Here is a 19585-nt window from a genome sequence, read left to right on the forward strand (position 1 = left end):
GAGCCGCGAAGCGCGAAGATGTGCTGCGCTTCGCGGTTTTCTCTGTAGTGCTGCCTATGGTTAACGCCATTAGCAATTCGCTTAGCCAAGACTGGCGTGCTCTGCGTACACCGGCCCTCTGGGTTGCAGTGGGGCTGTTATTCGCCATTGCCATCCTCACTGCCCAAATCCCCCACCAACACGTGATCGATGTTGGTTATGAAGAGGGGATCGGTGACGCCGATCTGCCCTTTCTGCGCGATTTTAACACTGCCGAGAAGAGCTTCTTCGGCACGTTTCGCTGGACGAGTGGCGACTCGCAAGTGTTCTTACCAACTTTCGGATTACGAGCAACGGTCATCGAGCTTCACTGGTTACCTATCGGAGCAGAGATAGTCGATCAGGCACCTACCACGCTTCAGGTGTGGCACGAAAACCGATTCATCGCCGAGCTACCGGTACAGCACAGCGGCAGTCGGCAATGGCTCATCGTGCCACCCACCGCAGATGGGAACCTCCACTTGCGACTGGTGAGCGATAGCTTTCAACCGGCACAAGATCCACGTCAGCTCAGCCTACCCCTAGAGCGCATTATCGTAACAACCGTTCCCGGCGGGTGGGCTTGGCCAGCACTTCCACTGCTTGCATGGTGGATTAGCGGCGTAATTGTGGGTTGGCTCATCCTTGTTCGTACCATGCATCGTCAGGCGCTGTGGGGCCTGGCAATCGGCAGTGGATTACTCGCCGCCGCTATGCTCCTCGACCCGGCACGCTGGGCATTTGGCGCCGAAGCGGCGTTTGCAGCTCTTGCTCTGACCTATCCCTTAACCCTGGCGATACAGGCATGGGCACGGAGACAGATACGGCTTCAGGGCATCGCTGACACACTCAGTGCGATAGTGGCCATTGCATTCGCGACCCGGATCGGAGGCCGATTCTACCCGGCCAGCATGCCGGGTGACATCGGCTTTCACACGAATCGCTTTCATGAAGCGCTGGGTGGCCTGATCACGATCATCTCGAAGAATCGCGGCATTGACTTTCCCTATCCACCGGGGCCATACCTCCTTCTTGCCCCCGGTCACGTATTGGGGATCGCGCCCCCACTCCTTTTGCAAATCGGTGCGGCACTCGCCGATAGCCTTGGTGCGCTGATTGTTTACGTCATCGCCCGTCGCGTTCTCCCACCACGTCCGGCACTACTCGCCGCTGCGATCTACGCCTTCACCGCTGCCACCTATCTCACCACATGGTGGTCGTTTGACACGCATATTATCACCCAAAGTCTCTACTTATTGTTCATATGGGGTATTATCAGAGCTTGGGAAGACTGGCGAGCTGGGCAGTACCGGCGCGAGTGGATAGCTGGGCTAGCCGCTCTTAGTGCGATGGTCTTTCTCGGCCACTTCGGTTTCCTGATCAGTAGTGGCACGTTGCTCGGTCTCCTGATCGCTATCGTCTGGATCGCCCGCGGACTGGGTTTGCAATGGGCACGGGCAGTAAGTGGGCCGCTCACCCTTGCCATCGGTATTGGTGCCCTATTCGCCATTATCTTCTTCTACAGCGCCTACCTGTCAATGTTCCTCGCTCAACTCGACACCGCCCGCACGGGCGGTCTCACGGCTGTAGCCGGACGGGCGCCGATCAACCGCGAAGCCTTATGGAACAATCTCTGGCAAGCCGGACTGATTGCCCATTATGGACTACTACCAATACCTTTCGCACTTATCGGTCTATGGCTCTTGCTCCGGCGACAAGGCTGGCAAATCACGATCGGCCTGATGGGTTTAAGCTTCGTAGTTGCCATCATCTTCGCTACGTTACCATTCATCACTCAGGTCTCGAACAGTCCACGCTACCTGATGGCGTTAGGCTGGGCAATTGCTATCGGAACAGCAGCGACATGCGATACGTTGTGGCAGCGTGGATGGGTTGGTCGAATCAACGTAATCGGGGCCGGTCTATTCGTGTTATTCAACACATGCTGGTACTGGCTCACACCGATGCTCTGGCGCGTCCGCCCACCGGAGCCATTCTAGAGAGACATGGTTCACCGATCTTGCCCGGTGTTGTGCTCAGTTCTTCTGGTATGATGAAACCAATCAACCGCTCATCAGCAAAGGAGCACGTATGGTCACTGCCTTTGTATTCATCACTTGCGAACCGCAACGGATCAGCGACCTTGCCCAAGAGATCGCCGAACTACCCAACGTTGCCGAAGTGTATTCGGTTACCGGCGACTACGACATCATCGCCGTCTTGCGCGTCAACGCTTACGAATCACTCGACGACGCCGTACCCAGTGGCATCGCCCGCCTACCCGGCGTGCGCCACACAACCACGGTACTAGCTTTCCGTCGTTATTCACGGCGAGATCTCGAAGTTGGGTTTGACATCGGGTTATCGTAGACAAGAACGCAATATTTTACTTGACGACGGCGGGCACATATGCTATGATTAGTACAATAGTTCGAGAACGTGCGGGTAAGCTCTCGCTCGGTTCGGTACTGTTGGGACGATAACACACAAGAGACGAGGAGGGTACGATGGCAAAGGATCTAAACAAGGTACAACTAACGGGTCATCTCGGCGCCGATCCCGAGATGCGTTACACGGCACAAGGCAGCCCTGTAACCACCTTCCGGGTCGCGAGCAACCGCACGTGGCGTGACAAAGACGGCAATTCCCACGAAGAGACCGAATGGTTCCGCATTGTTGCGTGGGATAAACTTGGTGAAATCTGCAACCAATACCTCACCAAAGGCACGCGCGTTTACATCGAGGGTCGCCTACAAACGCGCAAATGGGTCGATCGCGATGGGCAAGAGCGCTACACTACCGAGGTCATTGCCCAAGACATGATCATTCTATCGAGCAAGGGTGAACGCGGACCGGTACCGGACGCCGAGCTGGTCTACGACGAGCCGGTCGATGAGCCGGTGCGTCGCACACCGCCCTCTTCACCGCCTAATTCACGCCCGTCTAATACCTCATCATCCACCCGCGCACCGGTTAATCGAGCACCGTCACGCAACCAGCCACAACCGCTCGATGATGAGGATATTCCGTTTTAGGGGAGCTGTCTTCCCCCTCGGCCCCGCTCCCGCACCGCAGTCGAGGGGGAGCTAACAAACCCTCTGCACCTTTGCGTTACCCCCTTTGCGCCTTTGCGTTACCCCCTTTGCGCCTTTGCGTTACCCCCTTTGCGCCTTTGCGTTACCCCCTCTGCGCCTTTGCGTTACCCCCTCTGCGCCTTTGCGTTACCCCCTTTGCGTAAGCCAGCGCAACTCACTTCTGCTCAACTTGATGAAACGCCGGCGGCGTCGTCAGCAACCGCGTCATCTGGCGTAACGCCAACCACCACTGCTCACGCGGACGCGCATGGACTGGATCCATCAGCCGCGGCATATCCTCAATTGGATGCACCTGCACCTTACCACCACGATACCCGATAAAAGCACCCACCGGCTCCTGCCGATCGGCATGCTCGATCAGAAACTCAATACAGCGGACGGCCAGGCGTGTTGCCTGAATCCGATCAAACGGTGATGGATCACCACCCTGCTGCAAATGACCGAGAATTGCCTGCCGCACCTCAAACAGCTTGCCACCCTCTTCTTCAAACAGTGAACAGATAAACGAGGTCGTATAGACCGGATTAGCCTTCTCGTTGCGGATAATCAGACTCAACCGTTTACCACGTCGGAACCACTCCATCATCTCATCGAGATCTGATTGCAACGTGCGCAAGTTAATCCCCTCTTCAGGCAGATAGACCCGTTCGGCACCGGTGGCGAGACCACTCATCAGCGCAAGATACCCACAATCGCGCCCCATCACCTCGACAATAAAACACCGCCGGGACGCCACCGCCGACTGCTTAATTCGATCAACCGCATGAACGATACTATTGAGCGCTGTATCGGCCCCCAAGCTAAGTTCAGAACCGGGTAGGTTGTTATCAATCGTTGCCGGCAAGCAAATAATAGGAATATTGAACGCCGGAAAAATATGCCGCTCGCTGTAGAGTTTGTACGCTGCCTGATAACCGGTCCAACCACCGATCATCAAGATTCCATCGATCCCAAATCGTTCGATATTACGAGCGATCTGGTACAACTCACTACCTTGGGGAATCTTACGATTGGTGCCGAGTTCGGCGCCGCCCATCGTTGCCCAACCACTGACACTCATCCAGTCCATTTCAAAGATATCACCATCGATCAGGCCCTGAAAGCCATTGCGCACCCCAAGCATCGTATGACCCCGATCAATCCCGATCCGTACTGCTGCCCGGACCGCGGTATTCATTCCCGGCGCCGGGCCACCACTGTGCATCACAGCGAACCGGTGACCGCGCCGCAAGCGGTCGGGGGGCGAGGGCTGGGACTGAATGAGGGTCCCAAGGGTACGATACGCCTCGACAAAACTATTCCCACGCATCGCGATAGCTCGCTCATAATCGTGTTGGGCAATGGCCTCAGCCACCTGCCGCGTATCGCTCACGCACGTCATGAGCGGCAACCGCACGACCCGATTTTCCCGCAAACCGATCAGCTTCGGCTCAGCATCGGCATCCGCGCTCAGCAACTCTTCAACAGCTGTTGCCCCCAACAACGAACTCATCCAGCGATCAAACGCACTCGGCGCACCACCGCGTTGCACGTGGCCGAGAATAGTCACGCGCGTATCCTCACCTAAGCGCTCCTCAAGGACCTTCTTGACATAGTGGGCTGTAATCGGCTTGCCGTGACGATCGCACGCACCTTCAGCCACCACTACAATGCTATCGCGCCGCCCATGCTCCCGTCCGATCCGCAACACATCACACATGTGCTGCTCCCAGTCGTCCATCTGCGGTGGCATCTCTGGAATAAACGCCCAATCGGCGCCACCGGCAATCGCTCCCATCAGCGCTAGATAGCCACAATTGCGCCCCATAACTTCGATCACAAAGGTACGCTGATGGCTCGCTGCCGTCGAGCTAATCGCATCAATCGCCTCGGTAATCCGGTGGAGAGCGGTATCAGCACCGATAGTCATGTCGGTGCCACAGAAATCATTGTCGATGCTCCCCACAATCCCGGCAATGCGTAAATGCGGATGCGCCGCCGCTTGGGCTTCGCTAATCGTACCCGCCGCTACCAACTCGGCCAACAACTCCGGCCACTCCCGACGAAAGAGATCGGCTCCGGTCAAGCTGCCATCACCACCGATGATCACCAATCGGTCAATCCCAAGTGTCACCAGATTCGCCGCCGCCTGCCGTCGTCCTTCGCGCGTTCGGAACTCAGCACTGCGCGCCGTCCCGATGATCGTGCCCCCGCGCTGGATGATACCACCGACCGAACTCCAATCCATTCGTCGGATCAACGTGCCGCCTTGGATCAGACCCTTATATCCCTCGTAGATAGCGTATACTTCGCAGCCGTGACTAATTCCGGTACGGACCACCGCACGTACTGCGGCATTCATGCCTGGTGCATCGCCACCGCTGGTCAATACTCCAATCCGAATAGGTGTGCTGGTCATCGTATTCCTCGCCTGACTGGCGGATGAACAATTGGTTGCATACGCAAGTATAGCATAGTATGCACCAGATGATGGTACTTAAGAAGCCATCACACCATCTCAGCAGGAACGTTAGCGCAGAAATAGGGTATGATACATGAAATCTCACAGTAAAGATGATGATGATAGAGCTACTCTTATGAACGCGAACGAACTCAAACGTCTCGTCATCCAACGATTACAAGCGTGTGGGTTTGAACTATCGCATACCGGCGTCTTGTCACTCCAAGCAACCGAAAAAGAGGCGATCCGGCTCTTACATCAACCGGCAACCAACGTCGAACGAGCCGCCCATCAAGCCTGGCTGCACCGGCATCTGGATCGGTATCTTCCCTACTTCGCAGATGGTGAAGAGGTTGACCCGATGCACATCCAGCCAGAGCTGGTCGAAGTGCGTACCAAAGACCACGCCAATCTCTTTCGGATTGCTCGCTTACTCTGGTCGATTCCGCTCTCGAAAGGGTATGGACGACGATTACGCTTCCTCGTTTTTGATCATACCAATCAGAAACTGATTGGTATTCTTGCGCTCCAATCACCACCACTGAGTTTTCCATCACGCGATCGCCTGTTTCGCTACCCGCCAGACAAAAAAACCGAGCTGGTAAACCAAACAATGGATATTCAAACGCTCGGCGCCGTCCCGCCATACGATCGATTGCTGGGCGGAAAACTGATCGCCTATGCAGCCGCAGCGAATGAAATCCGTGCTGCCTACCGGCGAAAATACGAACAACGGGCAACCGAGATGGAACAGCGTATCCTACCACCTCACCTCGTCGCCCTCACCACCACCAGTGCGTTTGGACGGAGCAGCATTTACAACCGCTTGCGCTATCACCACCTCAGCATTGCCGAGTCGATTGGTTTTACGGAAGGATACGGCAGCTTTCACCTTATCGAATTGTATCCGCTCTTCCGCACATTTCTGGAACAGCAGGGGATTTCGACCCGTGGCGGATTCGGTGTTGGTCCTCGTCGAACATGGCAAACAATAGTCAGAGCATTGGAACGACTCGGTCTTTCTGCCTCGTTACTCCAACACGGCGTAAAGCGAGAGGTATTCTTGTTCCGTCTCATTGATAACCTTGAAGATTATCTTGAAGGGAGAACAAGCGAACCGCAGTATCGCGATTTACCCTTCGCAACCTTGGCAGCCTGGTGGCGATCACGCTGGCTGTTACCACGTGCTGAACGGGTCCAGTGGCAATCGTGGTGTAAAGAAGACTTACGTCATCGAATCCTACTCGCTCCTAGCGAGGTGGTTTATGAACGAGGTACCTGATCGAGTTTTTGGGGAACTACCCGCCGCGCTCGTCGCTGAGTTGCTGCATCGCTCAGCCGATTTGAGTCAGCATCTGCTCAGCGACTTTCAGCACCTCCGCCAGCAGTACGAACAGTGGCGCCGTCTATTGACGGAGACCAAACTACTCGGACGTGAAGCCGATCTCGCATACCCAACTATCCCTACCACCTGTGGTATTGATGGTGCGTATGCAGTCGAGCGCTTACTCGCCAGCGATCTTGTGGCCGCAGCCGCCGTAGCGGTGGAAGGGCTAACGCCGCCATCCGAAACACGCTACTGGCCAGAACCACGGCATCGAGCGTGGATTGAAGCCGAAGTCCACGATAGCGATACCGGTACTATTCTGCGCGCCTTGATGATGGGGTTTGAACTGCAACTGGCTCACGAGGCACCCCATCAGGTTGTGTTGCTCGACGGTTCACTAACGACCCCGCTGATCTACTTTAATCAAGCGTTGAATAAATGTCGCGAGACCGGTCATCTGAAAACCACACAATATTTTTTAGAACAGATTCCAGCCTTTCTCACAGCGTACCACTCCATTTTACAAGCCCAACGGAGCGACCGTTGTTGGATCAGCATCCCGAAATACACGACCCGTCGCGAGATCGGTCACTACCTCAATTGGTCATCGGCGCACGACGATCGCAGTGTGCTCAGTTTTTTGCTTGCAGCCAGTGAGTATACGCAGCCGGTGTCCCTTCAACAGCCCAACGAACCGTGGCACCTCAATGTTGAACCATCATTGCGTCCAATCGCAAACGAGATTATCCAGGCGTTATCTACCATACAAGTGGTCTACTACCGACCGTTCCAGTGGTTACCGGCACTACGCCTAGAGATGGCACAGGCGGTTGCGAATAATCGTCATCGCCTCGCCGAGGTCCTACACGGGATTCGCCATCAGTGTGGGACCCCAGCAGTACTTGAACCGTACCCACTCTACATGGCCGACCGGATGGTCAAACGTCTTGCCATTGCAATCCCAACATTGCGCCAAATTGCCGGTCAACAAATGGCCGAACACTACCAAGGTGACATCAACGACGTATTTATCAGTTTACACGGCTACCGCACCGAGTCAGGAGTGTAACCAATGTATCAGCGTCTCGATCAACTCGTTGATCAAGCCGAGCGGATTGGTGTCATCGGCTCACCTTCCTCCACCTCAGAACTTGCACTTGACATCCTCGCCAGTGCTATTCATAAAAAGCTGATCGGAGAACTGGCGATCTTTCGGTATATGCAAGACGGTGTACCCCACTATGCTCTTGGTCAGATCACCGAAATCAAGCTGCGCAACGTGTGGCACGAAGACCCAACCATGCGTAGCTTGATTCGCCAGCGCGGCCGGATCGATACGGTGAGTGAACGGCAAGATACACACCTCGGTGAAATGACGATCAGTGCGGTATTTGCAGCCAGGAGTGGCACGTACCGGCCTGATATGCTAGGCACCGTACCACCAACCGGGACCCCGATTTATTTGGTCACCGACGCTATTTTGCATGAACTCCTGGCGCTCTTCAAACAGCAATTGTTCTACCTTGGACATATCTACGGATCAACCCCTCTATTACCGTGCTGGTTTAAACATTTTGGTAGTGGACTCGATGGGGCAGGTGAGGCATACCATCTCGGTATTTTCGGTAAAACCGGATCGGGGAAGTCGGTCCTCGCCAAAATGATCTTGTTGGCGTATGCACGTCACCGTGAAATGGGGCTCCTCGTAATCGATCCGCAGGGCGAATTTGCCAAAGATATGCGTGACCATACCGGAACAGGATCATTTCGTTTGCCTATGCAATCTATCCTGCAAAAGTTGGGAAGAAACGTGCAAGTTATCGGCATTCGAAACTTAGTCCTCGATCGGTGGGACCTTTTTGAACAGATTTTGGGCAATTCGGGCTTCTTTCAGCGACTTGGGATCAAAGCCTCACAAAACCAAAAACAGGCCGCTGAAGTTGTGCGAGAGCATTTAGAGGGGAAAAAGAAACTTACCGATCTACACCTTAGAGAAACGTTTGATAGTGTGTGGGAAATCTTAAAGAAAGAGCAAAACTTGACTCGAATTTATGGAACCAAAGACAAACGCGACCAAGTGCTTACACAAATGCATCGTCTCGTTCCTGATACGATCTATCGGCAGGCATGGCTACCGATTACCCAACTGTTTCATCAACGTCGCCAAGAGGCTCAAACCGTTGACCATCTGCTAGAAAATCTCTTTACCGGTCAAGGTCAACGAGCAGTGGTGGTGATTGATCTCTCCGAGGAACAATCACTTGCATCAAAGCCTACATCCAAAAACCAACTCACTCTGCCTGGAGTGGCCGAAATTGATGACACCGCGTTGCCCTCCGGCATTGTGTGGAACGACACTATCCAGGCGTTAGTCATGAGACGGCTTCTCGAAGGCATTCGCCACGCTGCTGAGCGCTCGTACCGGCAAAATCGCAGTCTCAACACACTCGTTCTTATCGACGAAGCCCACCGCATCGCACCACGGGAAGAACCGAGCAATGAGGAACAACAAGCGGTGCGCACCTTTTTGATCGATGCCGTGCGCACGACCCGCAAATACGGCGTTGGCTGGATGTTTATCAGCCAAACCCTCTCAAGTCTACACCGCGAAATAATCGAACAACTGCGCATCTTCTTCTTCGGATTCGGCTTGAGCATGGGAACCGAGTTCCGTGCTTTGAGCGAATTAGTTGGCGGGCGCGGGAATGCGCTCGATCTCTATCAGCTTTTCCGCGATCCTCATTCTGCCATCGATAGCGATAGTCGTGAGTATTCATTTATGACCATCGGACCGGTTTCACCACTGTCATTCGCCGGCACACCCCTCTTTTTGAATGCTTTTAATAACGTTACCGATTTTCTAAAGCAGAATAATTTACAATAGTAACGTAATTGCCGTAATATTCGTGTTACACCATCGATTATTTTTACCAACCGGCAACGCCTCTCCCCTGAGACAACGTCTATACAACGAAAACCTGCCATCTCACAACTAAGACATAGTGTCATTTTTTCTTACTTCCCTTGACTTTATCGCCGAATGCGCTAGAGTAAAGGCATAAATCGCTTTTTTTGCACTGCTGAGGAACAACATGATGCACAACCAGCGGTTTACAATTAAAGGAATGGATTGTCCCGATTGCGCACGCACCGTCGAACGCGGGGTAGCCCGGCTCGCAGGAGTGAAGACGTGTCATTTGAACTTCACTACTGAGCAGTTGCACATCACCGGTGATGTTGACCCTGAAACAGTTATTGCTCGTGTGCGTGAATTAGGGTACGAAGCCCGACCAACGACATCCGCAGTGAGCGAGCCACCACCCGCATTCTTACGTTTTATGTTGAGTAGTCGCGAAACAAGACCGGCGCTCATCGGATTACTCCTTGTCATACCGGGAATCGTGTTGCACGAGATACTCGGTTGGGAAGCGTGGTGGATTGATGTCCTCGCGTTAGGTGGCCTGGCACTGGTAGGACCATCAATTGCCCAACATGCATGGCGCGTGTTACGAACCAATCGTGAGTTGAGTATTGACGCCCTCATGACCATCGCAGCTATCGGTGCGATCATCATCGGTGCGTATGTCGAAGCTGGGTTGGTGATGGTGCTCTATGCGATTGGCGAGGCGTTAGAGGGATACACAGCCAACCACGCTCGTCATACCATTCGCAGCCTGCTTGAACTGACACCACCGACTGCTACCCTCATCACCCCTGACGATGAACAGGTGGTCGTCGTGGAGACCCTACGCCCCGGCGACCGCATTATCGTCCGACCTGGCGAGCGGATCCCAGTTGATGGCACGATTGCCGCCGGGAGTTCGTTCGTCAATCAGGCACCGATTACCGGTGAAAGCCGCCTCGTCGAGCGGAGTGTCGGTGATGAAGTGTTTGCCGGAACGATGAACGGCGAGGGAAGCATCGAAGTGATTGTCACGCGACCCGCCGCCGAGAGTACCGTGGCTCGCATGATCCATCTGGTGCAAGAAGCACAAGAACGACGAGCACCGATTCAACGATTTGTCGACCGTTTTGCCCGCATCTACACGCCATTAGTCGTTCTGCTTGCCGCCATTGTCGCTACGGTGCCACCACTTTTCTTCGGCCAACCGTTCTGGAATCCAACCCCCGACACGTTTGGGTGGTTCTACCGTGGTTTAGCCCTACTCGTCGTCGCTTGCCCATGCGCTTTGGTGATCAGTACGCCGGTGAGTATTGTCAGTGCCCTAAGCACGGCTGCCCGCCATGGTGTCTTGATCAAAGGTGGAGCGTATCTCGAAGCGTTAGCGCGTGTACAGACGATTGCCATCGATAAGACCGGCACCCTCACGACCGGCAAACCGGCAGTTGTGGTATTGCGCACGATTGGCTGCACGAACCCTGAGGCACCGCTTGGCCATTGTCCGGCGTGTAATGAATTGTTAACATTGGCCGGAGCAGTCGAACTCCGTTCAGAACACCCACTCGCGTATGCGATTGTCAATGCAGCTACTACGTGTGGCCTAACCTTACCACCAGCGGCAGAGGTGCGTGCCTTGGTTGGGCAGGGTGTCCGTGGGGTAGTGAACGGGACCGAAGTGTTCATCGGTAGTCATCGCATGTTCGATCAAGTAGTGACGCACGATGAATGGCACTGCCTTGCCGCACAACGCGATAGTCAATTAGGTCGCACCCCGTTAATGGTCGGGGTCGATGGTCAATACCGCGGCACTATTACGGTAGCCGACACCATTCGTGAAGAGAGTCGGAGTGCAATTGCCCACCTCCGCGATCAGGGGCTGCGCATCGTGATGTTGACCGGTGATGATACGGCCACTGCCGAGCGTATCGCTGCCGAGTTGGGCGTCCATGACGTGCGGGCCGGTTTGTTACCGGCCGACAAAGCCCAAACCGTGCAAGCATTGCGCCAAACGACTGGTGCGGTGGCAATGGTGGGCGATGGGATCAATGATGCACCGGCATTGGCTACAGCCGATGTCGGCATTGCCATCAGTGCGAGTGCCGGGGGAACAACGCAGGCAATGGAAACTGCCGATATAACCCTATTAAGCGGTGATCTGCATCAGTTGCCGTTTGCCATCGCGCTTAGCCGCCAAACTCTCCGCACCATCGCCGCAAATGTTGTGTTTAGCATTGGGGTCAAACTTCTCTTCATTGGGCTGGTGCTCGCCGGCCTCGGTACAATGTGGATGGCGGTCCTTGCCGATGTCGGTGCTTCACTGCTCGTAACCCTGAACGGCATGCGCTTGTTGCATTTTCGGGCAAGATTACCGGCGGCATACGATCAAGCGGCGTTATCGTTCTCCCCATAGGTGCATAGCAACGCTATGCACCTACGACGAGCGGGGGTGTCCTTCACCACTCGAAGACATCAGCTCGCAAAATGCTTGATCAAACTTCCCATCCAGCGCATTGCGCGCTCATAGTCGGCCAACCGGATATGCTCGTTTGGCGAATGCACCCGCGAACCGTGATAACCACAACCGGCTCCGCTCGCCACCGGCGTCCCCAACGCTGTACAGAGTGGGTACATCGGACCGGTACCGGCCATCGTTGGGTAGAGGATCGGTTCGCAACCATACACGTCACGTGCCGACGCTACCGCCGCCTGGACAATCGCCGCATCGAGTGGACTACGCGCCGGATGTTCACCACCCAAATCAATAATTTCGATGTCACTGAAGCCTTCCGCATCGAGATGACGGCGTAACTGGTGCAATACCTCGGCTGGGTCCATATCGGGTACGAGACGAAAATCAAGCTTGGCCCGTGCTTCGCTCGGCAAAACTGTCTTGCTACCTTCACCGGTATACCCACTGACCAAACCACAGATCGTGCAGGTCGGTTCAAAGAGATGCCGACGCAGACGTTCGATCCCACGCACATTATCCAGGAACGCTGTAAGGCCGAAATCGGCTAACAACGTCTCATCATCACCGGCCGGAATAGTTGCGAGTGCCGCCATATCGGTAGCCGACGGCGGTTGTACCCGGTCGTAGAAACCGGGGATGCGGATCCGGCCATCAGGCCCTTTGAGGGTATTCAAGGCCCACGTCAAACGCCATGCCGGATTAGGGACAAAAGTCGCATACGAGGAATGCAAATCGTAGCTTGCCCCTCGTGCCACCAACTCCACGTACTGAATTCCCTTCGCCCCGCAGGTAACAACCGGGCGTTCGCTCAGATCGACCCCGCCCGTCTCCCATAAGCAACCATCGGCCCGGAACAGATCGGCATACGTGCGACACACCGCCGGCAACGTCTTCGAGCTAACCTCTTCTTCACCCTCCACCACAAAAACAATCCGGATCGGTAACGCCCCTTCGGTCACCAGCCACGCCTCAACTGCTTGAATACGCAGCATCAAATTCCCTTTGTTGTCGGCTACCCCACGCCCGTAAAGCTTCCCGTCACGCTCGGTCAACTCAAACGGCGGTGTGTACCATAGTTCGAGAGGCTCGGCCGGCTGCACATCGTAATGGTCGTAGATCAATAATGTGCGTGGCCCATTGCCAATTGTCGCGTAGACCAGCGGATTACCACCATCAGCGCTGAGCAAGCGGGTTTCAGCACCAAGACGGCGCAAGCGTTGCTCGACAAATGTCGCCGTTTCGGTAATCTCCCGATTCTGCGCCGATACCGAAGGTAAACGTACAAGCTCCGCCAGCTCGGCACGAAACCGCGCCTGGTGTTCGACCATATAGGCGGCAAAACGTTCCATTACCATAACCCTACCACTCCATCTGTTTATGCGGTTGAGCACTTCATTATATAACGCAAGTCTCACGTTATACAAAAGTGACACCTTTCACACGTTCACACACATCGTTGTCCCCTCGTGACAACTGCATTAACTTGTGGTATACTCTGTATCGGCGTGCATCAGATGCACGCCAACCTTTTACATTACAAGCCTTAGCACTCTCGCCTCACGAGTGCTAATCATCAACCAGTGAGGCAGGATACAGCGATGAGCGGACCGCTGACCGAACGCCGGCAGACAATACTCAAGCTGGTTATTCAGGAGTTTGTCGACACAGCCACACCGGTTGCTTCCGAAACGTTGGTGCGCAAATACCGCCTCCCCGTTTCACCGGCAACGGTACGGAACGACATGGCTGCCCTTGAGGAGCTAGGCTTTCTTACCCATCCCCACACATCGGGCGGTCGCATCCCAACCGATGCCGGGTATCGCTTCTTTGTCGAAAACCTGATGGAGCGCACATCGCTGTCGCCTACCGAGCAGCGCATGATCCGTCATCAGTTCTATCAGGTGCGCGGCGAACTCGATCAATGGGTACAGTTGGCTTGTGCGGTGCTTGCCCGCACGGCCCACAATGCGTCGGTTGCCACCGCGCCACGTGCTGAACAACTGCGCTTCAAAAGCCTTGAGTTGATCTCGATTCACGAGACAATGGCCCTGGCCGTGATCGTGTTCCACGGCGGTATCGTCAAACAGCAAACGCTCGCGGTGGAACCATGGCGCACACCAGAAGACCTCCGTCGAGCAGCCGGTTTGGTGAGTGATCTGCTTGCCGATGCCACCCTCACCCGCGTCGAGGAGTTGGCTACAGCCGCGACGTTCAACGGTATCCCGCTCAGCGATTTTGAACGCGGCTTGGTCGATCTCATCGTGCGGGCGATGATCGCGTTCGAGGAGCAGGAGCAAGAACAGATCTATTCTGATGGCTTGCTCGAAATGCTTAGCCAGCCGGAATTTTCGCCTGCGAGCGGGCGTGATGACGCCGAACGAGTGATCGAACGGATGCGTCGCACCCTTGAGATCCTGAAGAGCGGACGCGGTCTTGGTCCGCTCATCCCGCAAGCGCTGGCTTCCGGCGGCGTCCAGGTGATCATCGGTGGTGAGCACGGTGAAGATACAATGCGAGATTATAGCGTGATCCTGGCTCGCTATGGTGTCGAAGGTGTCATCGCCGGAGTGCTCGGCGTGATCGGCCCGACCCGTATGGCCTATCCACGCTCAATCTCGACGGTGCGCTACATCGCGTCGTTGATGAATAATTTATTGGCCGAACTCTACAATGTTCAAGCACGTCCCTCGGAGGTAACACCTGCATACGAGGATGAACAACGTGCCTGATACATAGTATTGGTTTGATGAGGAACCTATGGTAAACCAAGAAGACGTAAAACCTGAAATGAATGTGGAGCAGACCACAGCAGCTCCTGCCGAGTCGGCAACTGCTGGCGATCAAGCGATTGCCACCGATGCTGCGCCAACTACGACCGACACACCGACCGATCCGGCAGCGGTGATCGCCGATCTGCAACAGCGCTTGGCCCAAGCCGAAGCGCAAGCCGCTGAGTATAAAGATCAGTGGATGCGCGCTGTAGCCGATTATCGCAATTTCAAACGTCGTACTGAAACCGAGCGGGCCGAATTGATCCGCAATGCCGGTGCGGCGATTATTCTCAAACTGCTTCCGGTACTCGATGATTTCGAGCGGGCCATCGCTAACGTGCCGCCTGAGATTGCCGAAACACCGTGGTGGCAGGGAACGCAACTTATCGCACATAAGTTGCGTACTATGCTTGAAAGTGAGGGTGTGAAGCCGATCGAGGCGCTGGGGCAAGATTTTGACCCCAATCTGCACGAGGCAGTGATCTATGAAGATGCGGAAGGGCAGGAGGGTAAGGTCATCGCTGAATTACAGCGCGGTTATCTCCTGCACGACCGTGTCATTCGACCGAGTATGGTCAAGGTTGGCCGTGGGTAAAATCATACATCGCTTTATATCGCGAGTGAGCAAACGAGCGACTCGACGGCCTACTGCCGAGAACTGTGTGTGATACTATCTTGGAATCCGATAGGATACAGAAGGTCTTATTCTCATGCCGAAAGTTATCGGAATCGATCTTGGCACAACCAACTCGGTTGTGGCAGTCGTTGAAGGCGGTGATGTCGTCGTTATTCCCAATGCCGAAGGATCGCGGTTGACCCCTTCGGTCGTTGCAACTACCAAATCAGGCGAACGAGTCGTTGGTCAAGTTGCACGCCGACAGGCCATTACCAACCCGGAAAATACTATCTTCTCGGTCAAACGGTTCATTGGCCGTAAGTTCAATGAGCCGTCGGTCCAACGCGACAAGGAACTGGTGCCGTATCAACTGACCGCTGCACCCAACGGTGATGTGCGCGTGCTGATGGCCGGCCGCGAGTACGCCCCACCGGAGATTTCGGCGATGGTGCTGCAAAAGCTCAAAGCCGATGCTGAGGCATATCTCGGCGAGCCAGTAACGCAGGCGGTGATTACCGTACCAGCCTATTTCAACGATAGCCAACGCCAAGCGACGAAAGATGCCGGCAAGATCGCCGGTCTTGAAGTGCTGCGGATCGTGAATGAACCAACCGCCAGTGCGCTGGCTTACGGTCTCGATAAGAAAGGCAAAGATGAACTGGTCGTCGTCTACGATATGGGTGGTGGTACCTTCGACGTCAGTATCCTCGAGCTGAGTGAGGGTGTGGTCGAAGTAAAGGCCACCAGCGGTGATACCCATCTCGGTGGTGATGATTTTGACCAGCGGATTATCGATTGGCTGGCCGATGAGTTTCAGCGGGAAAACGGGATCGATCTGCGCACTGACCGGGTTGCTCTCCAACGCCTGAAAGAGGCAGCGGAAAAGGCAAAAATGGAACTCAGTACGTTGATGCAGACCGAGATTAGCTTGCCGTTCATCACCGCCGACTCGAGTGGGCCAAAACATCTGAGTGTGACCCTCACCCGTGCCCGCCTTGAACAACTCTGTGCCGACCTGATCGAACGAAGCATGGGACCGGTGCGGCAAGCACTCCGCGACGCCGGGTTGCAACCCCATCAAATCGATGAAATTATTTTGGTCGGTGGTCAGACCCGTATGCCGGCGATTCAAGCTGCGGTGCGTAATTTCTTCGGTAAAGAACCGAACCGCAGCGTCAATCCTGATGAGGTGGTGGCAATTGGTGCAGCCATTCAAGCCGGCGTCCTTGGCGGTGAAGTGAAGGATGTCTTACTGCTCGATGTGACGCCACTGACCCTTGGCATCGAGACCCTCGGTGGCGTGATGACGCCGATTATCGAGCGGAATACGACTATTCCGACCCGCAAGAGCCAAATCTTCTCGACCGCCAGCGATAACCAGAGCAGCGTCGAGATTCACGTCTTGCAGGGAGAACGAGCAGAAGCACAGTATAACAAGAGCCTTGGCCGCTTTGAACTGTCAGGGATTCCACCCGCACCGCGCGGTGTCCCACAAATCGAAGTGACGTTCGACATCGATGCCAATGGAATTGTGAACGTGAGCGCCCGTGATAAGGCTACCGGCAAAGAGCAGCGCATCACGATTACGGCCTCGTCGGGTTTATCACCGGAAGAGATCGAACAGATGGTGCGCGATGCTGAACTGCACGCCGAAGAAGATCGCCGACGGCGTGAACTGGTGGCAGCTCGGAATCAGGCTGATAGCACCCTGTATGCAGCCGAAAAGGCACTGCGTGAAGCTGGTGAGAATCTCGATCCGACCGTGCGGAGTACCGTCGAAGAGAAGATGATCGCGCTCCGTAGCGTCTTGGCCGATGATGATGAACAGGCGATTCGTAATCGGATCGCCGAGCTGGCAGTAGCATTACAGCATATCACCACAACGGAAACAAACAACGCTGCCGGCACGGTGACAGGTGAACAGGTAGAAAACTAAGGGCTGGCGGTGGCCGGCAGCGCACGTAACGAGGAAACCGTATGACGACGGGTGCCAAACGTGATTACTACGAAGTTCTCGGGGTGAGTCGCAGCGCGACGCCCGACGAAATCAAGAAAGCGTTTCGCCGGCTGGCCCGCCAGTATCACCCCGATGTGAATAAATCGCCCGATGCTGAGGCGAAGTTTAAAGAGATTAACGAAGCCTACGAAGTCCTCTCTGATGAACAAAAGCGGGCGATGTACGACCGCTTTGGTCACAATCCGCCCGGTTTTGGTGGAGTGGGTGCCGATCCATTCAGCGGCGTCGATCCCTTTAGCTCGATCTTTGATGCGTTCTTCGGTGCTGCCGGTGTAGGCCGGAGTACACGTGGCCCAATGCGCGGTGCCGATCTGCGCTATACATTGCACCTGACGTTTGAAGAAGCGGTCTTCGGAACGGAAAAGGAGATAGAATTCCGCCGCCTCGAAACCTGCCCGGCCTGTCGTGGTTCTGGTGCCGAACCGGGCACCGAGCCGACGCGCTGTCCACGTTGTGGCGGTACCGGTGAGATTCGCCAGCGTGCCCCTATCTTTAATATGGTGACTGTCACGACTTGCGATGTGTGTGGTGGGACCGGGTACGTCATCCCTATTCCCTGCCGCGAATGTCGTGGCGAAGGCCGTGTGCGCCAGACCCGTCGGATTACCGTGCGGGTACCCGCAGGAGTCGATGGTTCGCAGCAGATTCGGATTAGTGGTGAGGGTGAAGCCGGACCACGCGGGGGACCACCTGGTAATCTCTATGTGGCGCTCGATATTCAGCCGCACCCGATCTTTGAGCGCGAAGGGAATGACATTATTCTCAACCTGACTATCAATGTCGCCCAAGCGGCCCTCGGCGGTGAGGTGAGTGTACCGACCCTCGAAGGGACGGAGCGACTGCGACTGCCTCCCGGTACCCAGCACGGTCAAACGTTCCGTCTCCACGGGAAAGGAGTACCCTACCTGCGTCAACAAGGTCGTGGCGACCAGATTGTGGTGATCCGTGTTGAGGTACCAACTAAGCTGACCGATCAACAACGCCGTTTGTTCCAAGAATTGGCCCAAACCTTCTCATCCCACGATCACGACCACGGCGATAAGGGGTTGTTCGGTCATATTAAAGATGCACTCGGGTTGTAAAAAAGTACACGCCCACAACTGATGGGTAATTGCCAGAGTATCAAGGGTACACGTGGTGTCTGACTGAATGATGAGTGAGTAATCCATGACCTCCGAGTTGCTCTATGGGCGCAACGCGGTACGCGAGGCTCTCCGCGCTCGACGTCGCATGTTGCGCCGTTTAGTTGTTTCACGTAGTGTCCAGGAAAGTGGTGTCATCGCCGACATTATCCGGCTCGCCGAACAGGCCGGTGTTCCCATCGAACGAATCGAACGGCAGATACTCGACCGCCAGTTGCGCGAAGCAAATCATCAGGGCGTCATGCTCGAAACCGGTCCCTACCCCTACGTTGAACTCGATGAATGTCTCAGCCTTGCTAACGCCCGCCGCGAAGCAGCCCTCTTATTGTTGCTTGATCATCTGCAAGACCCGCAGAATCTTGGTACCCTTCTGCGCACCGCTGAAGCGGTTGGCTGTCACGGAATCGTCATTCCGGGTCGGCGGGCCGCCGAAATTACGCCAGCAGTGGTGAATGCCAGCAGTGGTGCGGTTGAACATCTCCGCATTGCTATAGTGACTAACCTATCGCAGACCATCGAGGAGTTGCAACGCAACGGGATTTGGGTTGTTGGTCTTGAGCAAGATGAAGCAGCACAAGATATAGACGCGGTTGATCTTGATCTCCCACTTGGGCTCGTCATTGGTGCCGAAGGCACCGGTATGTCTCGCTTAGTACGCGAACGGTGCGATTTTTTGGTGCGCTTACCGATTGTTGGACAAATCGGTTCGCTCAATGCGGCTGTCGCCGGTAGTATTGCCATTTATCATGCCTGGCGCCAACGTTACCGACGACATGCCGAATAACCG

14 protein-coding genes are annotated in these 19585 nt (G+C 55.2%); 12 read left to right on the forward strand and 2 right to left on the reverse strand.

What is annotated here, in order from left to right; all coding sequences use genetic code 11:
* The first annotated feature begins 56 nt into the window (after nucleotides 1-56).
* The 3 genes from AC01ZF_RS00745 (at nucleotide 57) to AC01ZF_RS00755 (ending at nucleotide 3053) form a co-directional block, all read left to right on the forward strand.
* The gene (locus AC01ZF_RS00745; RefSeq protein WP_424676514.1) at nucleotides 57-2018 is read left to right on the forward strand and encodes a hypothetical protein; all 1962 of its coding nucleotides are present in this window, start codon (nucleotides 57-59) and stop codon (nucleotides 2016-2018) included.
* Between the two features lie 91 nt (nucleotides 2019-2109).
* Nucleotides 2110-2388, forward strand: a complete 279-nt coding sequence (locus AC01ZF_RS00750) for an Lrp/AsnC family transcriptional regulator (RefSeq protein WP_424676515.1) — start codon at nucleotides 2110-2112, stop codon at nucleotides 2386-2388.
* Between the two features lie 137 nt (nucleotides 2389-2525).
* The gene (locus tag AC01ZF_RS00755; protein ID WP_424676516.1) at nucleotides 2526-3053 is read left to right on the forward strand and encodes a single-stranded DNA-binding protein; all 528 of its coding nucleotides are present in this window, start codon (nucleotides 2526-2528) and stop codon (nucleotides 3051-3053) included.
* A 214-nt stretch (nucleotides 3054-3267) separates the two neighbouring features.
* Here AC01ZF_RS00755 and AC01ZF_RS00760 read toward each other — a convergent pair whose 3' ends face one another.
* Nucleotides 3268-5511, reverse strand: coding sequence for a 6-phosphofructokinase (locus AC01ZF_RS00760; RefSeq protein ID WP_424676667.1), 2244 nt, complete (start codon nucleotides 5509-5511; stop codon nucleotides 3268-3270).
* A gap of 178 nt (nucleotides 5512-5689) precedes the next feature.
* Here AC01ZF_RS00760 and AC01ZF_RS00765 point away from each other — a divergent pair, with 178 nt between their 5' ends.
* The 4 genes from AC01ZF_RS00765 to AC01ZF_RS00780 all read left to right on the forward strand — a co-directional run bounded on the left by AC01ZF_RS00765 (nucleotide 5690) and on the right by AC01ZF_RS00780 (nucleotide 12192).
* Nucleotides 5690-6835: a Druantia anti-phage system protein DruA gene (locus AC01ZF_RS00765; protein WP_424676666.1), complete on the forward strand. Its 1146-nt coding sequence runs from the start codon at nucleotides 5690-5692 to the stop codon at nucleotides 6833-6835.
* On the forward strand, nucleotides 6819-7949 hold the full coding sequence (locus AC01ZF_RS00770) for a DNA double-strand break repair nuclease NurA (RefSeq protein ID WP_424676665.1): 1131 nt from the start codon (nucleotides 6819-6821) through the stop codon (nucleotides 7947-7949). The genes AC01ZF_RS00765 and AC01ZF_RS00770 overlap by 17 nt, the downstream gene beginning before the upstream one ends.
* Nucleotides 7950-7952: 3 nt before the next feature.
* Entirely contained in the window at nucleotides 7953-9764 is a 1812-nt protein-coding gene (locus tag AC01ZF_RS00775; protein WP_424676664.1) for an ATP-binding protein, read from the forward strand.
* 208 nt (nucleotides 9765-9972) lie between these two features.
* Nucleotides 9973-12192 carry a heavy metal translocating P-type ATPase gene (locus tag AC01ZF_RS00780; protein ID WP_424676663.1) on the forward strand — a complete coding sequence of 740 codons (2220 nt, stop codon included), beginning with the start codon at nucleotides 9973-9975 and terminating at the stop codon, nucleotides 12190-12192.
* Between the two features lie 59 nt (nucleotides 12193-12251).
* Here AC01ZF_RS00780 and AC01ZF_RS00785 read toward each other — a convergent pair whose 3' ends face one another.
* Complete coding sequence (locus AC01ZF_RS00785) at nucleotides 12252-13607, reverse strand: M20 family metallopeptidase (protein ID WP_476575032.1); 1356 nt, start codon at nucleotides 13605-13607, stop codon at nucleotides 12252-12254.
* A gap of 243 nt (nucleotides 13608-13850) precedes the next feature.
* Between AC01ZF_RS00785 and hrcA the strand changes: the two genes are divergently transcribed.
* The 5 genes from hrcA to rlmB all read left to right on the forward strand — a co-directional run bounded on the left by hrcA (nucleotide 13851) and on the right by rlmB (nucleotide 19582).
* On the forward strand, nucleotides 13851-14981 hold the full coding sequence (gene hrcA / locus AC01ZF_RS00790; RefSeq protein WP_424676662.1) for a heat-inducible transcriptional repressor HrcA: 1131 nt from the start codon (nucleotides 13851-13853) through the stop codon (nucleotides 14979-14981).
* 28 nt (nucleotides 14982-15009) lie between these two features.
* Nucleotides 15010-15618, forward strand: coding sequence for a nucleotide exchange factor GrpE (gene grpE, locus AC01ZF_RS00795; RefSeq protein WP_424676661.1), 609 nt, complete (start codon nucleotides 15010-15012; stop codon nucleotides 15616-15618).
* A 115-nt stretch (nucleotides 15619-15733) separates the two neighbouring features.
* Nucleotides 15734-17575 (forward strand): molecular chaperone DnaK, encoded by a 1842-nt coding sequence (gene dnaK / locus AC01ZF_RS00800; RefSeq protein WP_476575033.1) that lies wholly within the window; start codon nucleotides 15734-15736, stop codon nucleotides 17573-17575.
* Between the two features lie 41 nt (nucleotides 17576-17616).
* Complete coding sequence (gene dnaJ / locus AC01ZF_RS00805; RefSeq protein WP_428131711.1) at nucleotides 17617-18738, forward strand: molecular chaperone DnaJ; 1122 nt, start codon at nucleotides 17617-17619, stop codon at nucleotides 18736-18738.
* Between the two features lie 85 nt (nucleotides 18739-18823).
* A complete protein-coding gene (gene rlmB, locus AC01ZF_RS00810; RefSeq protein WP_424676658.1) occupies nucleotides 18824-19582 on the forward strand; it encodes a 23S rRNA (guanosine(2251)-2'-O)-methyltransferase RlmB in 759 nt (252 codons plus the stop codon).
* Nucleotides 19583-19585: the final 3 nt, after the last annotated feature.

The sequence above is a fragment of the Chloroflexus sp. genome (assembly GCF_056331925.1).

What these genes read in the sequence shown, in the direction of transcription:
- AC01ZF_RS00745 (WP_424676514.1), top strand. Translation starts at nt 57, where the DNA reads ATGGTTAACGCCATTAGCAATTCGCTTAGCCAAGACTGGCGTGCTCTG.
- AC01ZF_RS00750 (WP_424676515.1), top strand. Translation starts at nt 2,110, where the DNA reads ATGGTCACTGCCTTTGTATTCATCACTTGCGAACCGCAACGGATCAGC.
- AC01ZF_RS00755 (WP_424676516.1), top strand. Translation starts at nt 2,526, where the DNA reads ATGGCAAAGGATCTAAACAAGGTACAACTAACGGGTCATCTCGGCGCC.
- AC01ZF_RS00760 (WP_424676667.1), bottom strand. Translation starts at nt 5,511, where the DNA reads ATGACCAGCACACCTATTCGGATTGGAGTATTGACCAGCGGTGGCGAT.
- AC01ZF_RS00765 (WP_424676666.1), top strand. Translation starts at nt 5,690, where the DNA reads ATGAACGCGAACGAACTCAAACGTCTCGTCATCCAACGATTACAAGCG.
- AC01ZF_RS00770 (WP_424676665.1), top strand. Translation starts at nt 6,819, where the DNA reads ATGAACGAGGTACCTGATCGAGTTTTTGGGGAACTACCCGCCGCGCTC.
- AC01ZF_RS00775 (WP_424676664.1), top strand. Translation starts at nt 7,953, where the DNA reads ATGTATCAGCGTCTCGATCAACTCGTTGATCAAGCCGAGCGGATTGGT.
- AC01ZF_RS00780 (WP_424676663.1), top strand. Translation starts at nt 9,973, where the DNA reads ATGATGCACAACCAGCGGTTTACAATTAAAGGAATGGATTGTCCCGAT.
- AC01ZF_RS00785 (WP_476575032.1), bottom strand. Translation starts at nt 13,607, where the DNA reads ATGGTAATGGAACGTTTTGCCGCCTATATGGTCGAACACCAGGCGCGG.
- hrcA (WP_424676662.1), top strand. Translation starts at nt 13,851, where the DNA reads ATGAGCGGACCGCTGACCGAACGCCGGCAGACAATACTCAAGCTGGTT.
- grpE (WP_424676661.1), top strand. Translation starts at nt 15,010, where the DNA reads ATGGTAAACCAAGAAGACGTAAAACCTGAAATGAATGTGGAGCAGACC.
- dnaK (WP_476575033.1), top strand. Translation starts at nt 15,734, where the DNA reads ATGCCGAAAGTTATCGGAATCGATCTTGGCACAACCAACTCGGTTGTG.
- dnaJ (WP_428131711.1), top strand. Translation starts at nt 17,617, where the DNA reads ATGACGACGGGTGCCAAACGTGATTACTACGAAGTTCTCGGGGTGAGT.
- rlmB (WP_424676658.1), top strand. Translation starts at nt 18,824, where the DNA reads ATGACCTCCGAGTTGCTCTATGGGCGCAACGCGGTACGCGAGGCTCTC.